14 protein-coding genes are annotated in these 16,204 nt (G+C 64.7%); 9 read left to right on the plus strand and 5 right to left on the minus strand.

What is annotated here, in order from left to right; genetic code table 11:
- The first annotated feature begins 6 nt into the window (after positions 1–6).
- The 3 genes from JGU72_RS11370 (at position 7) to JGU72_RS11380 (ending at position 4,733) form a co-directional block, all read left to right on the plus strand.
- Positions 7–1,752: an ABC transporter substrate-binding protein gene (locus JGU72_RS11370; protein ID WP_199684018.1), complete on the plus strand. Its 1,746-nt coding sequence runs from the start codon at positions 7–9 to the stop codon at positions 1,750–1,752.
- Positions 1,749–2,285: an adenine phosphoribosyltransferase gene (locus JGU72_RS11375; RefSeq protein ID WP_199684019.1), complete on the plus strand. Its 537-nt coding sequence runs from the start codon at positions 1,749–1,751 to the stop codon at positions 2,283–2,285. Before JGU72_RS11370 ends, JGU72_RS11375 begins: the two co-directional genes overlap by 4 nt.
- A gap of 78 nt (positions 2,286–2,363) precedes the next feature.
- Positions 2,364–4,733: a RelA/SpoT family protein gene (locus JGU72_RS11380; protein ID WP_199684020.1), complete on the plus strand. Its 2,370-nt coding sequence runs from the start codon at positions 2,364–2,366 to the stop codon at positions 4,731–4,733.
- Between the two features lie 94 nt (positions 4,734–4,827).
- Here the strand turns inward: JGU72_RS11380 and JGU72_RS11385 are convergent, their stop codons facing one another.
- Positions 4,828–5,646: a peptidylprolyl isomerase gene (locus JGU72_RS11385; protein WP_199684021.1), complete on the minus strand. Its 819-nt coding sequence runs from the start codon at positions 5,644–5,646 to the stop codon at positions 4,828–4,830.
- A 170-nt stretch (positions 5,647–5,816) separates the two neighbouring features.
- On the opposite strand from JGU72_RS11385, the gene hisS reads away from it, so the two are divergent.
- From hisS to JGU72_RS11400, 3 genes are read left to right on the plus strand one after another with little or no spacing between them, the layout of a single operon-like run.
- Positions 5,817–7,091, plus strand: a complete 1,275-nt coding sequence (gene hisS / locus JGU72_RS11390; protein ID WP_199684022.1) for a histidine--tRNA ligase — start codon at positions 5,817–5,819, stop codon at positions 7,089–7,091.
- Positions 7,078–7,722: a hypothetical protein gene (locus JGU72_RS11395; protein WP_233531881.1), complete on the plus strand. Its 645-nt coding sequence runs from the start codon at positions 7,078–7,080 to the stop codon at positions 7,720–7,722. The genes hisS and JGU72_RS11395 overlap by 14 nt, the downstream gene beginning before the upstream one ends.
- 44 nt (positions 7,723–7,766) lie before the next feature.
- Complete coding sequence (locus tag JGU72_RS11400; RefSeq protein ID WP_199684023.1) at positions 7,767–8,765, plus strand: malate dehydrogenase; 999 nt, start codon at positions 7,767–7,769, stop codon at positions 8,763–8,765.
- 9 nt (positions 8,766–8,774) lie between these two features.
- Here the strand turns inward: JGU72_RS11400 and JGU72_RS11405 are convergent, their stop codons facing one another.
- Together JGU72_RS11405 and JGU72_RS11410 are read right to left on the minus strand one after the other, a co-directional pair.
- Positions 8,775–10,106 carry a hypothetical protein gene (locus JGU72_RS11405; protein ID WP_199684024.1) on the minus strand — a complete coding sequence of 444 codons (1,332 nt, stop codon included), beginning with the start codon at positions 10,104–10,106 and terminating at the stop codon, positions 8,775–8,777.
- Positions 10,103–10,429, minus strand: a complete 327-nt coding sequence (locus JGU72_RS11410) for a type VII secretion target (protein ID WP_199684025.1) — start codon at positions 10,427–10,429, stop codon at positions 10,103–10,105. The genes JGU72_RS11405 and JGU72_RS11410 overlap by 4 nt, the downstream gene beginning before the upstream one ends.
- A gap of 143 nt (positions 10,430–10,572) precedes the next feature.
- On the opposite strand from JGU72_RS11410, the gene JGU72_RS11415 reads away from it, so the two are divergent.
- From JGU72_RS11415 to JGU72_RS11425, 3 genes are read left to right on the plus strand one after another with little or no spacing between them, the layout of a single operon-like run.
- Positions 10,573–11,595 (plus strand): Rv2578c family radical SAM protein, encoded by a 1,023-nt coding sequence (locus tag JGU72_RS11415; protein ID WP_199684026.1) that lies wholly within the window; start codon positions 10,573–10,575, stop codon positions 11,593–11,595.
- A 51-nt stretch (positions 11,596–11,646) separates the two neighbouring features.
- Positions 11,647–13,572 (plus strand): 2-oxoacid:acceptor oxidoreductase subunit alpha, encoded by a 1,926-nt coding sequence (locus tag JGU72_RS11420; RefSeq protein WP_199684027.1) that lies wholly within the window; start codon positions 11,647–11,649, stop codon positions 13,570–13,572.
- Positions 13,569–14,648, plus strand: a complete 1,080-nt coding sequence (locus JGU72_RS11425) for a 2-oxoacid:ferredoxin oxidoreductase subunit beta (protein WP_199684028.1) — start codon at positions 13,569–13,571, stop codon at positions 14,646–14,648. Before JGU72_RS11420 ends, JGU72_RS11425 begins: the two co-directional genes overlap by 4 nt.
- On the opposite strand, the gene JGU72_RS11430 is transcribed toward JGU72_RS11425, so the two are convergent.
- Positions 14,617–15,219, minus strand: a complete 603-nt coding sequence (locus JGU72_RS11430) for a hypothetical protein (protein ID WP_199684029.1) — start codon at positions 15,217–15,219, stop codon at positions 14,617–14,619. The genes JGU72_RS11425 and JGU72_RS11430 overlap by 32 nt on opposite strands.
- A 12-nt stretch (positions 15,220–15,231) precedes the next feature.
- Positions 15,232–16,152, minus strand: a complete 921-nt coding sequence (gene ypfJ, locus JGU72_RS11435; RefSeq protein ID WP_199684030.1) for a KPN_02809 family neutral zinc metallopeptidase — start codon at positions 16,150–16,152, stop codon at positions 15,232–15,234.
- Positions 16,153–16,204: the final 52 nt, after the last annotated feature.

Below are 16,204 nucleotides of genomic sequence, written 5' to 3' on the forward strand. Positions count from 1 at the left end.
ACAACGATGCGACCGGAGCAACGGGGCTTTGCACGAAAGCGGATCTCGATCGTCGGCATCTTGGCCGCAGGCGCTCTTGCTGCGGGCCTGTTGACCAGCTGTTCGGATGATGAGCAGGTGCCGTCGATCGGTTATCTGATCGACAACCCGATCACCACCTACAACGGAAATACGATCGACGGGGCGTACAGCGGTGCCGCGCAGGCGTTCCCGCGGGTGTTGACCGGGATGTCGTATATCGGGCCGCAGGGCGATCCGGTCGCCAATCCCGATTTCGGCACCGCGAACGAGGTTCCCGGCGGCGAGGCGAACGTACTGACCATCCAGTACCGCCTCAACAACGCGGCGGTGTACTCCGACGGCGTGCCGACCTCCTGCGAGGATCTCGTGCTTGCGTGGGCGGCACTGTCGGGAAAGTTCACCAAGGCCGATGACGAAGGCCGCTTGGTGCCGATGTTCAACGCGGGCGCGCGACCTGGGTACTCGGACATCGAGCGAGTCGACTGCCAACCGGGTTCCAAGGATGCAACAGTCGTTTTCCGCCCGGGCCGCAAGTTCGTCGATTGGAAGTCGTTGTTCTCGGCAACCGAGGTGATGCCGGCGCACATCGCGACGCAGGCTGCGGGTGTCGGCAGTATCGCCACAGTGGTCCAGTCCGGAGACAACGAGGCGGTGGGCAAGGTCGCGGACTTCTGGAACAACGGCTGGAAGTTGAAGCCGAACGAGATCGATCCGTCCGTGTTCGTGTCGTCCGGTCCGTACCGCGTCGAATCTTTCAGCGAGAGTGGCGAGTTGGTGCTCGTCGAGAACGACAAGTGGTGGGGTGCGAAGCCCGCGACTCCGCGAATCGTCGTATTCGGTAAAGGCGCGGACGTCCTGGACGAGATCGATTCCGGCGCGGTCGACGTGATCGACATCGGCGCGAACTCGGTGGCGGACCTGCCGCTCGACGGCCTGAAGGCCACCAACATGCCGTCGCGCAGCACCGAACAACTCGTTCTCGGTACGGGCGGGGTCTTCGCATCGGCCGATATGCGCAAGGCGCTGGCATTGTGCTCGCCGCGCCAGAAGCTGTACGACGACGTCGGCCATCCTGACTACAAGCCCGAGGCAGGGCTCGGATCCGGCGTTCTCAACTCGCGCATCGTGTCCCAGGACTCGCTCATGTATGGCCCAGCTTCCGTAGAAGGCGGAAAGTATCCTGGCGCGGATGTTCCGGCTGCACAGGGTGCGGTAGCTGCCTCCGGCGCTCAGGCGCCGACCGTGCGGATCGGCTACCTCGCTCCGGATGAGCGCCGTGCCGAGACTGTCAAAGCCATCGCCGATGCGTGCGGGCCTGCCGGAATCAAAGTCGAGGACGTTTCCTCGCCGACATTCGCACCGACGGCTCTGCTCGAAGGGCAGGTCGATGCGGTACTCGGAGGTACGGCGTCGGTGAGCGGGCCCGCGGGCAGCATGTTGAACGGTCCGTCGCTGAGCGCGCTGCGCAGCGGCAGCGCGACCAATTACGGTCGATTCACGAATCCGCGGTACGACCAGATCGTCGACCAGCTGTTGACGGATCCGGCGACGCAGGCACAACTGAATTTGTCGGTCGAAGCCGAAGCGTTGCTGTGGAGCGAGATGCCGTCGATTCCGCTGTTCGATGTGCCGCGAACCGTGGCCTTTGCCGACGGGCTCGATGCCGGCATCGCCAATCCGACGAGGTCGGGAGCAGGCTGGAACATGGACCGTTGGGTCCTGCATTCATGACGGCTGCCGGCGACGCGGTCGGGAAACTGACCCGCTGGGTCGATGATTTCCCGGCGCCCGGAATTCGGTTCGCTGATCTGACGCCGGTTTTCGCCGACCACGACGGCTTTCGTGCGGTCATCGACGCGTTGCGCGCCATCGCGCCGGACACCGAACTTGTGGCGGGTATCGATGCGCGCGGCTTCCTCCTCGCGTCGGGCGTTGCGGTCGGCAAGGGCTGTGGTGTCCTGGCGGTCCGAAAGGGCGGCAAGCTGCCACCACCGGTGCTGTCGCGAGAGTACGACCTCGAATACGGCACCGCACGCCTGGAAATTCCCGCAGACGGGATCGACATCCAGGGAAAGCGAGTGCTGTTGATAGACGACGTACTCGCCACCGGAGGCACCATCGTCGCCGCTGCGGAGCTACTGACAGAAGCCGGCGCGCATGTGGTGGCCACCGCAGTCGTGCTCGAATTGTCAGCCCTGCAGGGCAGGAAAAAGATCGGCGGTCGCAGCGAGTTGGGTGAGCTGACCGCACTGGTACAGATCTGACGACTAAAGTTGTATGAATGGCCCTGCGGCGCAGCTCTTGCGCCAATGCCGAAGCGGTGCCGATGAGGAGGTGACGACGTGACTCAGCATCTGGACAGCACGAATCTGAACAACACCGATGCGCAACAGGCGCCGAGCGCCGGGAAGTCGCCCGACCCCAAGCCGGCCGACGCGGAGACGGCTTCTCCGCCGCCCGTTCCGACATCCGCGTCGCGACGGGTCCGAGCTCGGTTGGCACGCCGGATCACGGCGCAGCGCAATGCGATAAAACCCGAGCTCGAGCCGCTTGTCGCGGTCCACAGGGAGCTGCATCCGAAGGCGAATCTCGGGCTGTTACAGCGCGCGTACGACACCGCCGACGAGCGGCACATGGGGCAACTGCGCAAGTCCGGAGATCCGTACATAACCCATCCGCTGGCCGTTGCGACGATTCTCGCCGAACTCGGCATGGACACGATTACTTTGGTGGCGGCTCTGCTGCACGACACCGTCGAAGACACGGGCTACACCCTCGCGCAGCTGACCGACGAATTCGGTGACGAGGTCGCGCACCTGGTCGACGGCGTCACCAAGTTGGACAAGGTCAACCTCGGCAATGCGGCCGAAGGCGAGACCATCCGCAAGATGATCATCGCCATGGCCCGTGACCCCCGCGTGCTCGTGATCAAGGTCGCCGACCGGTTGCACAACATGCGGACCATGCGCTTTCTCCCACCCGAGAAGCAGTCGCGCAAGGCGAAGGAAACGCTGGAAGTCATTGCGCCGCTGGCTCATCGGCTCGGTATGGCGACGGTCAAGTGGGAACTCGAAGACCTATCCTTCGCGATCCTGCACCCAAAGAAGTACGACGAGATCGTGCGGCTGGTTGCCGATCGTGCGCCGTCGCGCGACACGTATTTGGCCAAGGTCCGCGCCGAGATCAACGCGACGCTGTCGGCGTCGAAAATCACCGCGGTGGTCGAAGGGCGCCCGAAGCACTACTGGTCGATCTATCAGAAGATGATCGTGAAGGGCCGCGACTTCGACGACATTCATGATCTGGTCGGCGTACGAATCCTGTGCGACGAACTCCGGGACTGCTATGCGGCGGTCGGCGTCGTGCACTCGCTGTGGCAGCCGATGGCGGGGCGCTTCAAGGACTACATCGCGCAGCCGCGGTACGGGGTGTACCAGTCGCTGCACACCACGGTGATCGGGCCCGAGGGCAAACCTCTGGAGGTGCAGATCCGCACGACGGACATGCACCGGACCGCCGAATTCGGCATCGCCGCGCACTGGCGGTACAAGGAGACCAAGGGCAAGCACTCGGGTGACGCCGCTGAGGTCGACGACATGGCATGGATGCGGCAACTGCTCGACTGGCAGCGTGAGGCCGCGGATCCCGGCGAGTTCCTCGAGTCGCTGCGCTACGACCTTGCGGTCAAAGAGATCTTCGTCTTCACGCCGAAGGGTGACGTCGTCACCCTGCCGGCCGGGTCGACGCCGATCGACTTCGCGTACGCGGTCCATACCGAGGTCGGGCACAGGTGCATCGGCGCCCGCGTGAACGGTCGGCTGGTGGCGTTGGAGCGCGAACTAGAGAACGGCGAGGTCGTCGAGGTGTTCACCTCGAAGGCCGTCAACGCGGGACCGAGCCGCGACTGGCAATCGTTCGTGGTGTCACCGCGGGCGAAGGCGAAGATTCGGCAGTGGTTCGCGAAAGAACGTCGCGAAGAAGCGCTCGAGGCCGGCAAGGATGCGATCGGCAAGGAGGTCCGCCGTGTCGGACTGCCATTGCAGCGCTTGATGAATGCCGAGTCGATGTCGGCGATCGCACACGAACTTCGGTACGTCGACGTCTCTGCGCTGTATGCGGCGGTGGGGGAGCGGAACGTATCCGCCCAGCACGTCGTGCAGCGTTTGGTTGTGCAACTCGGCGGCCTCGGTGACGTCGAGGAGGAGCTTGCCGAGCGGTCGACGCCGTCGACCACGCACGCGCGCCCACGTTCGACCGGCGACGCGGGTGTTCTCGTGCCCGGCGCACCCGGAACGGTCGCCAAGCTCGCCAAGTGTTGCACGCCCGTACCAGGTGACGAGATTCTGGGCTTCGTCACGCGCGGCGGCGCCGTGTCCGTGCACCGGACCGACTGCACCAATGCGAAGTCGCTGCGCGAGCAGGAAGAACGCATCATCGAAGTCGAATGGGCGCCGTCGCCGTCGTCGGTCTTCCTCGTTGCGATCCAGATCGAAGCGCTCGATCGGCATCGACTGCTCTCCGACGTCACGAAGGTGCTTGCCGACGAGCGGGTCAACATCCTGTCGGCGTCGGTCACCACGTCGGGTGATCGTGTCGCAGTCAGCAAATTCACCTTCGAGATGGGTGATCCCAAGCACCTCGGGCACGTACTCAACGTCGTCCGCAACGTGGAAGGCGTGTACGACGTCTACCGCGTGACCTCTGCGGCGTAGCTCGGCCGACGTCGGCCGAGCTGCCGGAGTTCGACGACGCGATCCACTTCTCCGTTTGCCGATGGAGAAGTGGACCGCAGCTGGTCGACCGTTGTCAGTAGTCCACGGTTACGGATGTGATGTCGGCAGGTAGAACCGGCTTTCCGTCAGCGGCGCCGCCCGGACCCGGAACGATTCCGCCTGCGCCGATCTTGTCGAGGGTCGCAAGGCCGGGTTCGTCGATGGTGCCGAAGATCGTGTAGTCCGGCGGGAACTGCGAATCTCCGAACACGAGGAAGAACTGGCTGCCGTTCGTGTTCGTGCCCGCACCGCTGTTGGCCATCGCCACGACGCCGCGCTTGTACAGGTCGCCCTTGGCGAACTCGCCCTCGTTCTTCGGCACCGGGTACTCGTCGTTGAACTGGTACCCGGGGGAGCCTGTTCCGGTTCCCGTCGGGTCGCCACACTGCAACAGCTTGGCGGTCGGGCTGTCGACGAGCCGGTGGCACGTGGTGTTGTCGAAGAAACCCTGACTTGCGAGGCTGAGGAAGCTGTTCACCGTGCACGGCGACTTCACGTTGTCGAGGGTGAGTCCGATGGGACCCTGCGCCGTTTCGATGCTCGCGGTGACCACCTCGGTGGTCTCCTCGCCGTCGGTACTCGGCGGCGCGACCTCTCGGGCCGGAGGCTGCTGACTGGGCGGATATGCGCAGCCAGTGGCTGGGCTGACAATGGACGGAATGGCAGCTGCCTCGTCGTCGCTGCCCTTGGTGAGTACGTAGACGAGGGCAATTCCCGCTACGAGCACCACAACGCCGACGACCGAACCGGCGATGGTGAGTTGCTTTCGCTGGCGCGCTTTCTGTGCGCGTCGCTCGAGCTGGCGCTCCAATTTGCGCTTCGCCGCCTCACGTCGCTGTTCATTGGTTGGCACTACTGTCGTCCTCCCTGGTCCATTCGTCATTCGGGAACTGCTACTGGCAGTTCGACCGAGGTATGAGTTTGCCATCCATACCTGAGACAGGCCTTACTGGCCGTCTCTGGGCGCGCCGAAACCCATAGTCGTTGGACTACGGTGGCGCCCTCGAGGGAAGCTTGTTCATCGTGAGCACGCCAAGTACCTTCTCCGGCCCCAAGGGCATCCCCGATTACGCACCGCCGTCGTCGGCAGAGTTCGTCGCGGTCCGCGACGGCCTGACCCGCGCAGCACGACTCGCCGGCTACGGGCACATCGAGTTGCCGATCTTCGAAGACACCGGACTGTTCGCGCGGGGCGTCGGTGAATCCACGGACGTGGTGAGCAAAGAGATGTACACCTTTGCCGATCGCGGCGGCAGAAGCGTGACACTGCGCCCGGAGGGCACTGCGGGTGTCATGCGCGCGGTCATAGAGCATGGCCTGGATCGCGGTGTACTCCCGGTGAAGGTCACTTACGCGGGTCCGTTCTTTCGCTACGAACGACCGCAGGCAGGCCGCTACCGGCAACTGCAGCAAGTGGGTGTCGAAGCGATCGGCATCGACGATCCTGCATTGGACGCCGAGGTCATCGCTGTTGCAGACGCGGGATTCCGTGGTTTGGGGCTGACCGGGTTCAGGCTCGAAATCACGTCGCTCGGCGACGACACGTGCCGACCGCAGTATCGAGAGCTGTTGCAGGAGTTCCTGTTCGAGCTCGATCTGGATCCGGAGACGCGCAAGCGCGCCGAGCTCAACCCGCTGCGCGTTCTCGATGACAAGCGGCCGGAAGTCCGCGCGCTGACTGCTGACGCGCCCCTGATGATCGATCACCTGTCGGAAACCGCGAAGGCGCACTTCGACGAGGTGCTCGGGCATCTCGACGCAATGAACGTGCCCTATGTGATCAACCCGCGGATGGTGCGCGGGCTCGACTACTACACCAAGACGACCTTCGAATTCGTGCACGACGGACTCGGCGCACAGTCCGGAATCGGTGGCGGTGGTCGCTACGACGGCCTGATGGCTCAGCTGGGCGGACAACCACTTTCGGGCATCGGCTTCGGGCTCGGCGTCGACCGCACGATTCTCGCGCTCGCCGCCGAAGGCAAGTCGGCCGGCAACCCAGCGCGGTGCGACGTGTTCGGCGTGCCCCTCGGCGACGCGGCCAAATCGAAGCTTGTCGCGATCGCCGCACAGCTACGCGCCGAGGGCATCAGCGTCGACCTCGCCTACGGTGGCCGCGGCGTCAAGGGCGCGATGAAGGCTGCGGACCGGTCGGGCGCCACAATCGCGCTCGTACTCGGTGAACGAGATATTGCGGACGGGACGATCGGCGTGAAAGATCTGAGTACTGGCGTGCAACACCAGGTTTCGCTCGACCAGATCGTCACGAATGTAGGAGACCTACTTGCCGATCGATGATGGGTCGCCGACCGCTGTCAAGATCTCGCTCGACTTCGCACCGACTGAACTGATAGACCGAAGGCTGCGCCGCGTGGCTTTGGTATCGGCGGAAGTCGGTCTGGCGGTCGGGCTCGTGAGCGCAATCTTCGTGCGCTGGCAGGTCGCAGTCGTGATCGCCGTGGTGGTCGGTGCTCCGGTGGCCATCTTTGCGTACTTCATGTCGCGCCGGCGGATGTGGCTTGCGGGCACGGTCGTGCATTCGACGCGCGCATTTTCGACGCGTCGCCTCGACCTCGCACATACTGTGACGGCCGAACTGCTGGTGCGGATCGCCCGGTTCAACCAGGTCAGCGTGTTGCTCAGTGACGGGTCGACGTCGGTGACCGTGCTGCTCGCGATCTACCTCGATGCCGCGGGTCGCGAACTCGAACCGTTGCCGCTGCGCAAGCTGGCGGACGCGCTTGCGACGAGCGAGTTGGTCGCCGCGGCCGCGGTGTCGTCGGTGCTGCTGCAACAACTTCGAGCAGAGGCGCGCGACGCGGTGCTCGGCGAGCGCCCGCTGTATCAGGCGATGGCGCTCGCTCGCGATTCCGGTCGATCGGGTCTTACGGCGTTGACCGATGCGGAAGTGGCCGCTCTGGTCAACTGACCTAAAGTGGCGATCGAACGCAGTTCGCTACCGGGGGAGATGTTGTGACCGATTCGCCAGTGACCGTTACCGTGACCGGGGCCTCCGGCCAGATCGCGTATGGACTGCTGTTTCGAATCGCGGGTGGGGCCATGCTCGGCGCCGACGCGCCGATCCGCCTCCGGTTGCTCGAGATTCCCGCTGCGGTCGGGGCGCTCGAAGGCGTGGCGATGGAGCTCGAGGACGGGGCCTACCCGCTCCTGACGTCGATCGACATCACCGACGATGCCGGCGTGGCGTTCGACGGCGCCGACATCGCGATGCTCGTCGGTGCCCGGCCCCGGACCAAGGGCATGGAGCGGTCCGACTTGCTCTCGGCGAACGGTGCGATCTTCACTGCCGCGGGCGCGGCGATCAATGCGGCTGCGGCGGACGACATCAAGGTCCTCGTCGTCGGCAATCCTGCAAACACGAACGCGATGATTGCGATGAACAATGCGCCCGACGTCCCGCGGTCGCGATTCACTGCCCTGACGCGCCTCGACCACAATCGGGCAATCGCGCAGTTGGCGAAGAAGACCGGCGCCCCGGCGTCGGTGATCCGGCGGGCTTCCATCTGGGGCAATCACTCGAATACGCAGTACCCGGACATTTTTCACGCGACGATCGCCGACCGGCCTGCTCTCGACGTGGTGGGCGACGAAAACTGGCTGGTCGACGACTTCATCCCCACTGTCCAAGAACGCGGCACAGCGATCATCAAGACGCGCGGTGCTTCGTCTGCGGCGAGCGCTGCGAACGCCGCGATCAACCATGTCCGCGACTGGGTGCGGGGGACACCCGACGGCGACTGGGTGTCGATGGCTGTGTGCTCGGACGGCTCCTACGATGTACCCGAAGGGCTTGTCTCGTCGTTCCCGGTCACGTGCGCGGGTGGTGAGTACACGATCGTCCCAGGTTTGGATATCAACGAATTCTCGCGCACGCGCATCGATGCGAGCGTTGCCGAATTGACTCACGAACGCGATGCGGTCCGTCAGCTGGGCTTCATCGGCCCAGCCTGACGGTCCTGCTCACACGTCGTTTTCGTCCAGTTCGTCGGGATCTTCGGCACCGAGCACAGGCGAGACCACCGTGCCGAGGTCGCCGATGACGTCTGTCCGGTTGATGGCGTCGACCAGGTAGGTCGGCGTGGATCGTTGGAGCTCGTTCTCGCCGACGCGCTGGGGCATCATCGGCGGCATCATGCCGCCCATCCCCATGCCGCCGGCGGCGGCGGCCATGGTCGCGCTCGACGTTCCCGCGGTGGTGGCTGTCGACGGTCTGTCCGCGCCCTGACCACTCGAACCGACGACACCCTGTACCGGGCGGGCATGCGTGCCCCCACCGGTTCCGGACCCGACACCGGGCGCGGCGAGACCGATGCCGCCACCGGTGTTTCCGCCGCCGGGGCCCGTCGATCCGCCGCTGGGTCCGGCGGAGTGTGTCGTCGCGAGGCCCGGGCTGTCGGCCGATGTCGTCGCGGCATGCGTGGCCGCTGTTCCGGCCTCGACAAGCTTCTCCAACCCACTCGTGACGGTCGAAACGAGCGGCTTACCAACGCTTTCCAACAGTGTCGATGCGATCGCGAACGGCGACGGACCCGTCGCACCGGTGTTGGCGTTCGGACCGGCCGGAACCGGCACGGGCTCCGACAGTCCACTCATGCGCGCCGTGTGTCCGCCCAGCTCGGCGCGCGTCTGTGCGACAACCTCGATTGCTTGCGAGATGTGTTCTGCCGCAGCGGTCATCATCAGCATTTGGCCCGGCGGTGTGAGGATGAGCGGTGCAGCGGCAACGGCGCTCGTCGCGAACGATTCGGCGATGAGCGCCAGTTTCGCGTTGCCGCGCTGCACAGTTGCGGCGGCGTCCTGCGTGACCGTCGAGATGTCGTTCCCACGCTGGACGACCTCTTCACCGCTGCCCTGTGCTTGCCTGCCCTGCGCCTGCGCGTTCTGTGCCGCTTCGCTTTGCCACAGTTGGTCGAGGACCTTGAGGCCTCCCATGCCCACTTGCATGGCGGTGTCTATCAGGCCCGACGACTGCTGCAAAAGTGCCGTCGGATCGAGGGAACCGAGTACGCCCGACCCGAAGCCGCTGGCGAGGTCCGTGATCGGCTTCAGAAGCTGGTCCACTCCCGGGAGAGCCGGCAGGCCTTGGCCGGACAGCAACGCGTCGAGCGGGTTCGGCGGGAGCTGCGGGAGCGCTGGCAGCTGCGGCAGGCCGAGACCCGGAATCGTCGGCAGTTGCGGGAGCGGAAGATCGAGAAACGGGCCGAGCGGCGATCTCTGCAACGCCTCGAGAACGGTCTGCTGGTGGGCGACCTCGGGCATGGCTCGATCTTCGGTCTGCACGTCCGAGGTCATGCCTGCTGCCCCGCCTCGCCGACGTGGCCGAGAGTGGCCGCCGTGCCATGATCGGCGACTTGGTAGCTCGCCGCCGTGGCGTGAGCCGCCGCAGCCGTGGCTGCGTAATGCCCGGCCAGATCTGCGACCGACTTTGCGTGATTCGCTTGTGCGACAGCGAACATCGCGAGGAAATCGCCGCCGATTGCGCCGAACACCGGCGTCAGTGCGGCGACGTTCCCCGTGAGATCGACGCCCGCGGCTCCAACTATCCGACTTGCGACATCTGCCGCGGTATTGCCGTAGCTCCGGATCCCGTCCAACTCGGCATGCAACGCACTCATTTGGCCCCCCAAATCGTCAGTGTGACCGCCACAGTAGCGGTAGGTGCGGAACCGTCACCCACCCCCGGTTCCGACCCGCTTCAATATAGCCGAGAGTACTGCGCCGCGTTGACTTTGCATAGAACGCATGTTCGACTAGGGCGGTGCGATGGCAGGGGCAATCGGTAGATGCGGACGACGGCGCGCTGCCGGGACTGGAGCGTGCAGGAATGGTACGCACGATCCAAACGCCGGAATTCGAGGGCGTCACATTTCACGAAGTCCTGTGCAAGAGTGCGTTGAACAAGGTGCCTGCTCAGTCGCAGGTGCCGTTTCAGTGGACGATCAATCCGATGCGCGGGTGTTCGCACGCGTGCCGATACTGCTTCGCACGCACGACGCACGAGTACCTGGACCTCGACGCGGGACGGGACTTCGATTCGCAGATCGTCGTCAAGACAAATGTCGCAGCGATTCTGCGCAAGGAACTCGCCCGCAAGTCGTGGCGACGCGAACCCGTTGCGCTAGGGACGAACACCGATCCGTACCAGCGCGCGGAAGGCCGATATCGGTTGATGCCCGGCATCATCGGCGCGCTCACCGACTCGGGCACGCCGTTCTCGATCCTGACCAAGGGCACTTTGCTGCGGCGCGATCTGCCGTTGCTGCGGCTCGCTGCACAGCGGGTCGATGTGAGCATCGGCGTTTCCCTCGCGATCCACGATCCCGAACTGCAGAAATCGCTCGAACCCGGAACGCCGGGACCCAAGGCTCGTCTCGAACTGATCAGAGCGATCACCGACGCCGGATTCTCGGTCAACGTGCTGGTGGCGCCGGTGATCCCGTTCCTGACCGATTCGACGGCACATCTCGACGGATTGCTGGGCGCGATCGCAGACGCGGGTGCCTCCGGTGTGACGGCGTTCCCGATGCATCTCCGGGGGAGTACGCGCGGCTGGTTCCTCGCCTGGCTCGGCACCGAACACCCCGCGCTGGTCCGAAAGTATCGCCAGCTCTACGGGCATGGCAGTTATGTCGCGCCGGAGTACTCGGCGTGGTTGAAGGACCGGATCGCACCACTCGTCCGCAAGCACGGACTCGATCGCGGAGCGCATGTCCGCGACCTCGTGGACAAGGACGTCGGTTCGCGAAACGCCGATCGCGACCCAGCGTTGACCCTGTTTTGAGCGGAGTAGCGTGGGGCCAGGTAGTGGGACTTCCGAAAGGTGGACGGTCGAATGAATTCGGCTGCCAAGACCGAAAAATTGGATCGCGTCGTCATCAGATTCGCCGGTGACTCCGGCGACGGAATGCAACTTGCCGGTGACCGCTTCACCCACGAAGCCGCGGCTTTCGGTAACGACCTCGCGACTGCGCCCAATTTCCCCGCCGAAATTCGGGCACCGGCAGGAACGCTGCCGGGGGTGTCGTCTTTCCAGATTCAGATCGCCGATTACGACATCCTCACCGCCGGTGATCGACCCGACGTTCTGGTCGCAATGAATCCGGCTGCGTTGAAGGCCAACGTGGCCGATCTGCCACGCGGCGCGACGATCGTCATCAATGCAGACGAATTCACCAAACGGAATCTGTCGAAGGTCGGTTACCTACGCAATCCACTCGACGACGAAACTCTCGCCGATTTCGTGGTCCACGCTGTGCCGATGACGACGCTGACACTCGGCGCGGTCGAAGCGGCCGGACTCAGCAAAAAGGACGGCCAGCGGGCAAAGAACATGTTCGCACTCGGACTGCTCTCGTGGATGTATCACCGCCCGATAGGTGGGACCGAGCAATACCTGCGTGAGAAGTTCGTCGCGAAGCCCGATATCGCCGAGGGCAACATTCTCGCGTTCATCGCGGGCTGGAATTACGGCGAGACCACCGAAAGTTTCGCCACGACATACGAAATCGAACGGGCTGTTCTGCCGCCCGCGACCTATCGACAGATCACGGGCAACACTGCCCTCGCCTACGGAGTCGTTGCCGCCGGGCAACTTTCGGGGCTCCCGGTGTTCGTCGGGACCTATCCGATCACTCCCGCGTCCGACATCCTGCACGAACTGAGCAAGCACAAGAACTTCGGCGTCACCACGTTCCAGGCCGAGGACGAGATCGCCGGAATCGGTGCGGCACTCGGCGCTTCGCTAGGCGGCGCTCTGGGCGTCACCAGCACGTCGGGCCCGGGGCTCGCCCTGAAGAGCGAGACGATCGGCCTCGCGGTGATGACCGAGTTGCCGCTGCTGATCATCGATGTGCAACGCGGCGGACCGTCGACCGGCCTGCCGACGAAAACCGAGCAGGCAGACCTCCTGCAGGCGCTGTTCGGACGCAACGGCGAATCGCCCGTCGCGGTGCTGGCGCCGCAGTCACCCGCGGACTGTTTCGGCACCGCGGTCGAAGCGGTGCGAATCGCGCTGACCTATCGGACTCCGGTGCTGCTCCTGTCGGACGGTGCGATCGCGAACGGTTCCGAGCCGTGGGCAATCCCGACGGTCACCGACCTCACCCCGATCGATCCTGGATTCGAACGGGAGGCCTCCGATGGGGTCACGTTCGCGCCGTATGCACGCGACGCGGAAACGCTCGCTCGTCCGCTCGCCGTTCCAGGAACGAAGGGCCTCGAACATCGGATCGGTGGCCTCGAGAAAGCCGACGGGTCGGGCAACATCTCCTACGAACCCGTCAATCACGAGCTGATGGTCCGGCTCCGCCAGGCCAAGATCGACGGCATCTCGGTTCCGGACCTTGTGGTCGACGATCCGACGGCCGACGCCGACCTCCTGATCATCGGGTGGGGGAGTTCGTACGGCCCGATCGGCGAAGCGTGTCGTCGGGTGCGCAGCACAGGCCAACGGGTTGCGCACGTGCAGTTGCGGCATCTGAATCCGTTCCCACGCAATCTCGGTTCGATATTGCGCCGCTACCGGACCGTGGTCGCGCCGGAAATGAACCTCGGGCAACTCGCGATGCTGCTGAGGGCCCGGTATCTGGTCGATGTTCAGCCCTGGACCAAGGTCGCCGGCCTCGCCTTCTCAGCCCAGGAGTTGGTTGGGGTGATCGAGGCCGCGCTGTACGGATCGCTTCCCGATCTGGAAGCCGCCAAAGCGCGAACGGCCCGCGACCAGGCGACCTACCGAACGAACGGAGCGCCTGTTCGATGACCGCGATCGACAACGACCTGAATGGGCGCGACCTCGGCCTCACCTCGTATTCGGACGTGCCCCACACCGACACGCCGCAGAAGGCGAAGGACTTCACGTCGGACCAGGAGGTCCGGTGGTGTCCGGGCTGCGGCGATTACGTGATCCTCGCGACGGTTCGAAGCTTCTTACCCGAACTCGGTATTCGCAAAGAGAACTTGATGTTCGTTTCGGGTATCGGCTGCTCCAGCCGTTTCCCGTACTACCTGGATGCATACGGCATTCACTCGATCCACGGTCGCGCGCCGGCGATTGCGACAGGGCTGGCGGTCACGCGGCCCGACTTGTCCGTATGGGTGGTCACCGGTGACGGCGATGCACTCTCGATCGGTGGCAACCACTTGATTCACGCGCTGCGGCGCAACGTGAATATCACGATCCTGCTGTTCAACAACAGGATCTACGGCTTGACGAAGGGACAGTATTCGCCGACCTCCGAGGTCGGCAAGGTCACGAAGTCGACGCCGATGGGTTCGGTCGATCACCCGTTCAACGCGCTTTCACTCGCTTTGGGTGCCGAGGCGTCGTTCGTTGCGCGCGCGATCGATTCGGACCGGGCGGGTCTGACCGAAGTCCTGCGTGCAGCGGCCGCGCACAGAGGCGCGTCGTTCGTCGAGATTCTGCAGGACTGCCCGATCTTCAACGACGGATCGTTCGACGTGCTCCGAAAGGCCGATGCTGAACAACGACTGATCCGGCTCGTCCACGGCGAGCCGATCAGGTTCGGCGCTGACGGCGAATTCTGCGTTGTGCGAAAAGGTTTCGGACTGGCCGTTGGACGAAGCGACGAGTTCGCACACACAGACATCGTCGTCCACGATGCGTACTCCGATGATCCCGAGTACGCGTACCTGCTGTCCCGCCTGTCGGATCAGGATCTGAACCACGTCGTGACTGGCATCTTCCGCAGCGCCGACAGGCAGACCTACGACGACGGAGTTCGCGCGCAACTCGCGGCAGCGCGGGAGCGAAAGCCAATCGGGCCCGATGCGCTGCAGAACCTGCTTACCGGCCGGGAGACGTGGACGGTGCGTTAGTTGCTGGACCCGTCTCGACGAAGCCGTCGAGCAGCAGGTTCTGTAGGGCGGTGAACTTCTCGCGCGCCTCTAGCTGAGCGTCGGTCAAGCCGTCGGTTTCGCCTGGCGCGTAGATATCGAGCCGGATCGGATCGGAAGGCGAGGCGGGCCGATACTCGATGACGTTCGAGCCCTGATCGGTGATTCCCGGCTGACCGAAGTCGGTTTGCTCTAGCTCGCGAACATCGAGGATCGCCTGGTCGACGATGCATTGTGCGAGATATCCGGCCTGAGGCGGCGCGGGTGCTTCCGCACCGGTCGGCTGCGCGACGGCGTCCGGCCGTTCGACCGCATTACGGTCGGTATAAACCACAAGGCGCGGCCCGACCTCCTGGTTCGGTGACCAGCCACCGGACGTGATCGTCACGATGAACAGTTCGGGCGCGTCCGTGTGCCCCGCCGGCGGCGGATCTTGCTTCTCGCACGGAGAGGGGAGGTCTGTCGGAACCGGTGCCAGGCCGGGTGACGGCTCCGAACTGCAGGCAGCGGTGAAGATCAAGACGCCGGAAAGAAGTCCGAGTAGCGCGCGCATCGCTGGCCCGCCCTACCGCGAGAATCCGGGCGGGTTGTCGAGGTCACGCGCGTCGTAGGTGTTGCATGCCGCGACCTGACCGGTGCGATAGCCGGTGATGAACCACTTCTGCCGTTGCTCCGACGACCCGTGGGTCCAGCCCTCCGGGTTGACCCGCCCGGTCGACGACCGCTGGATCGTGTCGTCGCCGACGGACTTGGCGGCGGAGAGTGCGTCACGAATGTCGCTGTCGGTCAACGGGTTCAGCAGCGGTTGGCCACCGGCAGCCGCAGACGGGACCGTCGATGCGAAGTGCGCCCAAATCCCCGCGTAGCAATCGGCCTGCAGTTCGGTGCGGACGGCGCCGGATTCGGGGCCGCGCGGATCCTGCTGGGCGCGGCCGATGTCGCCGAGCTGGTTCTGGATGTGGTGACCGACCTCGTGCGCGACGACGTATTCCTGAGCCAGTGGACCATCGCTCGAGCCGAGCCTGTCGACGAGGACGTCGAAGAAGCTGGTGTCGAAGTAGCCGGTGTAGTCGGCGGGGCAGTAGAACGGTCCGACGTCGCTGGTCGCGGGGCCACACGCGGTGTTCACAGATGCGGTGAAGAGCATCATCTTCGGCGGGTCGTAAGCAACGCCGGTCTGCTTCTGCAGTTCGGCACCCCACACCTCGTCGAGACTGCGGGCCGTGAAGTCGATCCGGCAGTCGAGTCGCTCGTTCGCCTCGGCACCGGTATTGCAGGCATCGATCTGCTTGACGTTGCCGTCCGTGACCTGCCCTTGGCCGCTGTCTCCGGAGCCGAGTAGCGAGCCCACGTCGCCGCCGAACAGCAACGTCAGGATGAGGATCAGCAGACCGCCTGCGCCACCGCCGATCGCGATCTTTCGGCCGCCGCCGCCCCCTCTCGTCACCCGTTCCGTGTCGAAACTCGCACCTTCGTTGAAGGTCATGTGGGTCACTCTCCTGCAGCCGCGCGCGTGTCGATTGCCAGTAGCTTCCCAT

The organism is Antrihabitans auranticaus, from assembly GCF_016481275.1.
Taxonomy (GTDB): Bacteria; Actinomycetota; Actinomycetes; order Mycobacteriales; family Mycobacteriaceae; genus Antrihabitans.

Bases quoted from the DNA above. Each gene is read 5' to 3' on its own strand.
- JGU72_RS11370 (WP_199684018.1), top strand. From the start codon at position 7: ATGCGACCGGAGCAACGGGGCTTTGCACGAAAGCGGATCTCGATCGTC.
- JGU72_RS11420 (WP_199684027.1), top strand. From the start codon at position 11,647: ATGAATTCGGCTGCCAAGACCGAAAAATTGGATCGCGTCGTCATCAGA.
- JGU72_RS11375 (WP_199684019.1), top strand. From the start codon at position 1,749: ATGACGGCTGCCGGCGACGCGGTCGGGAAACTGACCCGCTGGGTCGAT.
- JGU72_RS11410 (WP_199684025.1), bottom strand. From the start codon at position 10,429: ATGAGTGCGTTGCATGCCGAGTTGGACGGGATCCGGAGCTACGGCAAT.
- JGU72_RS11405 (WP_199684024.1), bottom strand. From the start codon at position 10,106: ATGACCTCGGACGTGCAGACCGAAGATCGAGCCATGCCCGAGGTCGCC.
- JGU72_RS11430 (WP_199684029.1), bottom strand. From the start codon at position 15,219: ATGCGCGCGCTACTCGGACTTCTTTCCGGCGTCTTGATCTTCACCGCT.
- ypfJ (WP_199684030.1), bottom strand. From the start codon at position 16,152: ATGACCTTCAACGAAGGTGCGAGTTTCGACACGGAACGGGTGACGAGA.
- JGU72_RS11425 (WP_199684028.1), top strand. From the start codon at position 13,569: ATGACCGCGATCGACAACGACCTGAATGGGCGCGACCTCGGCCTCACC.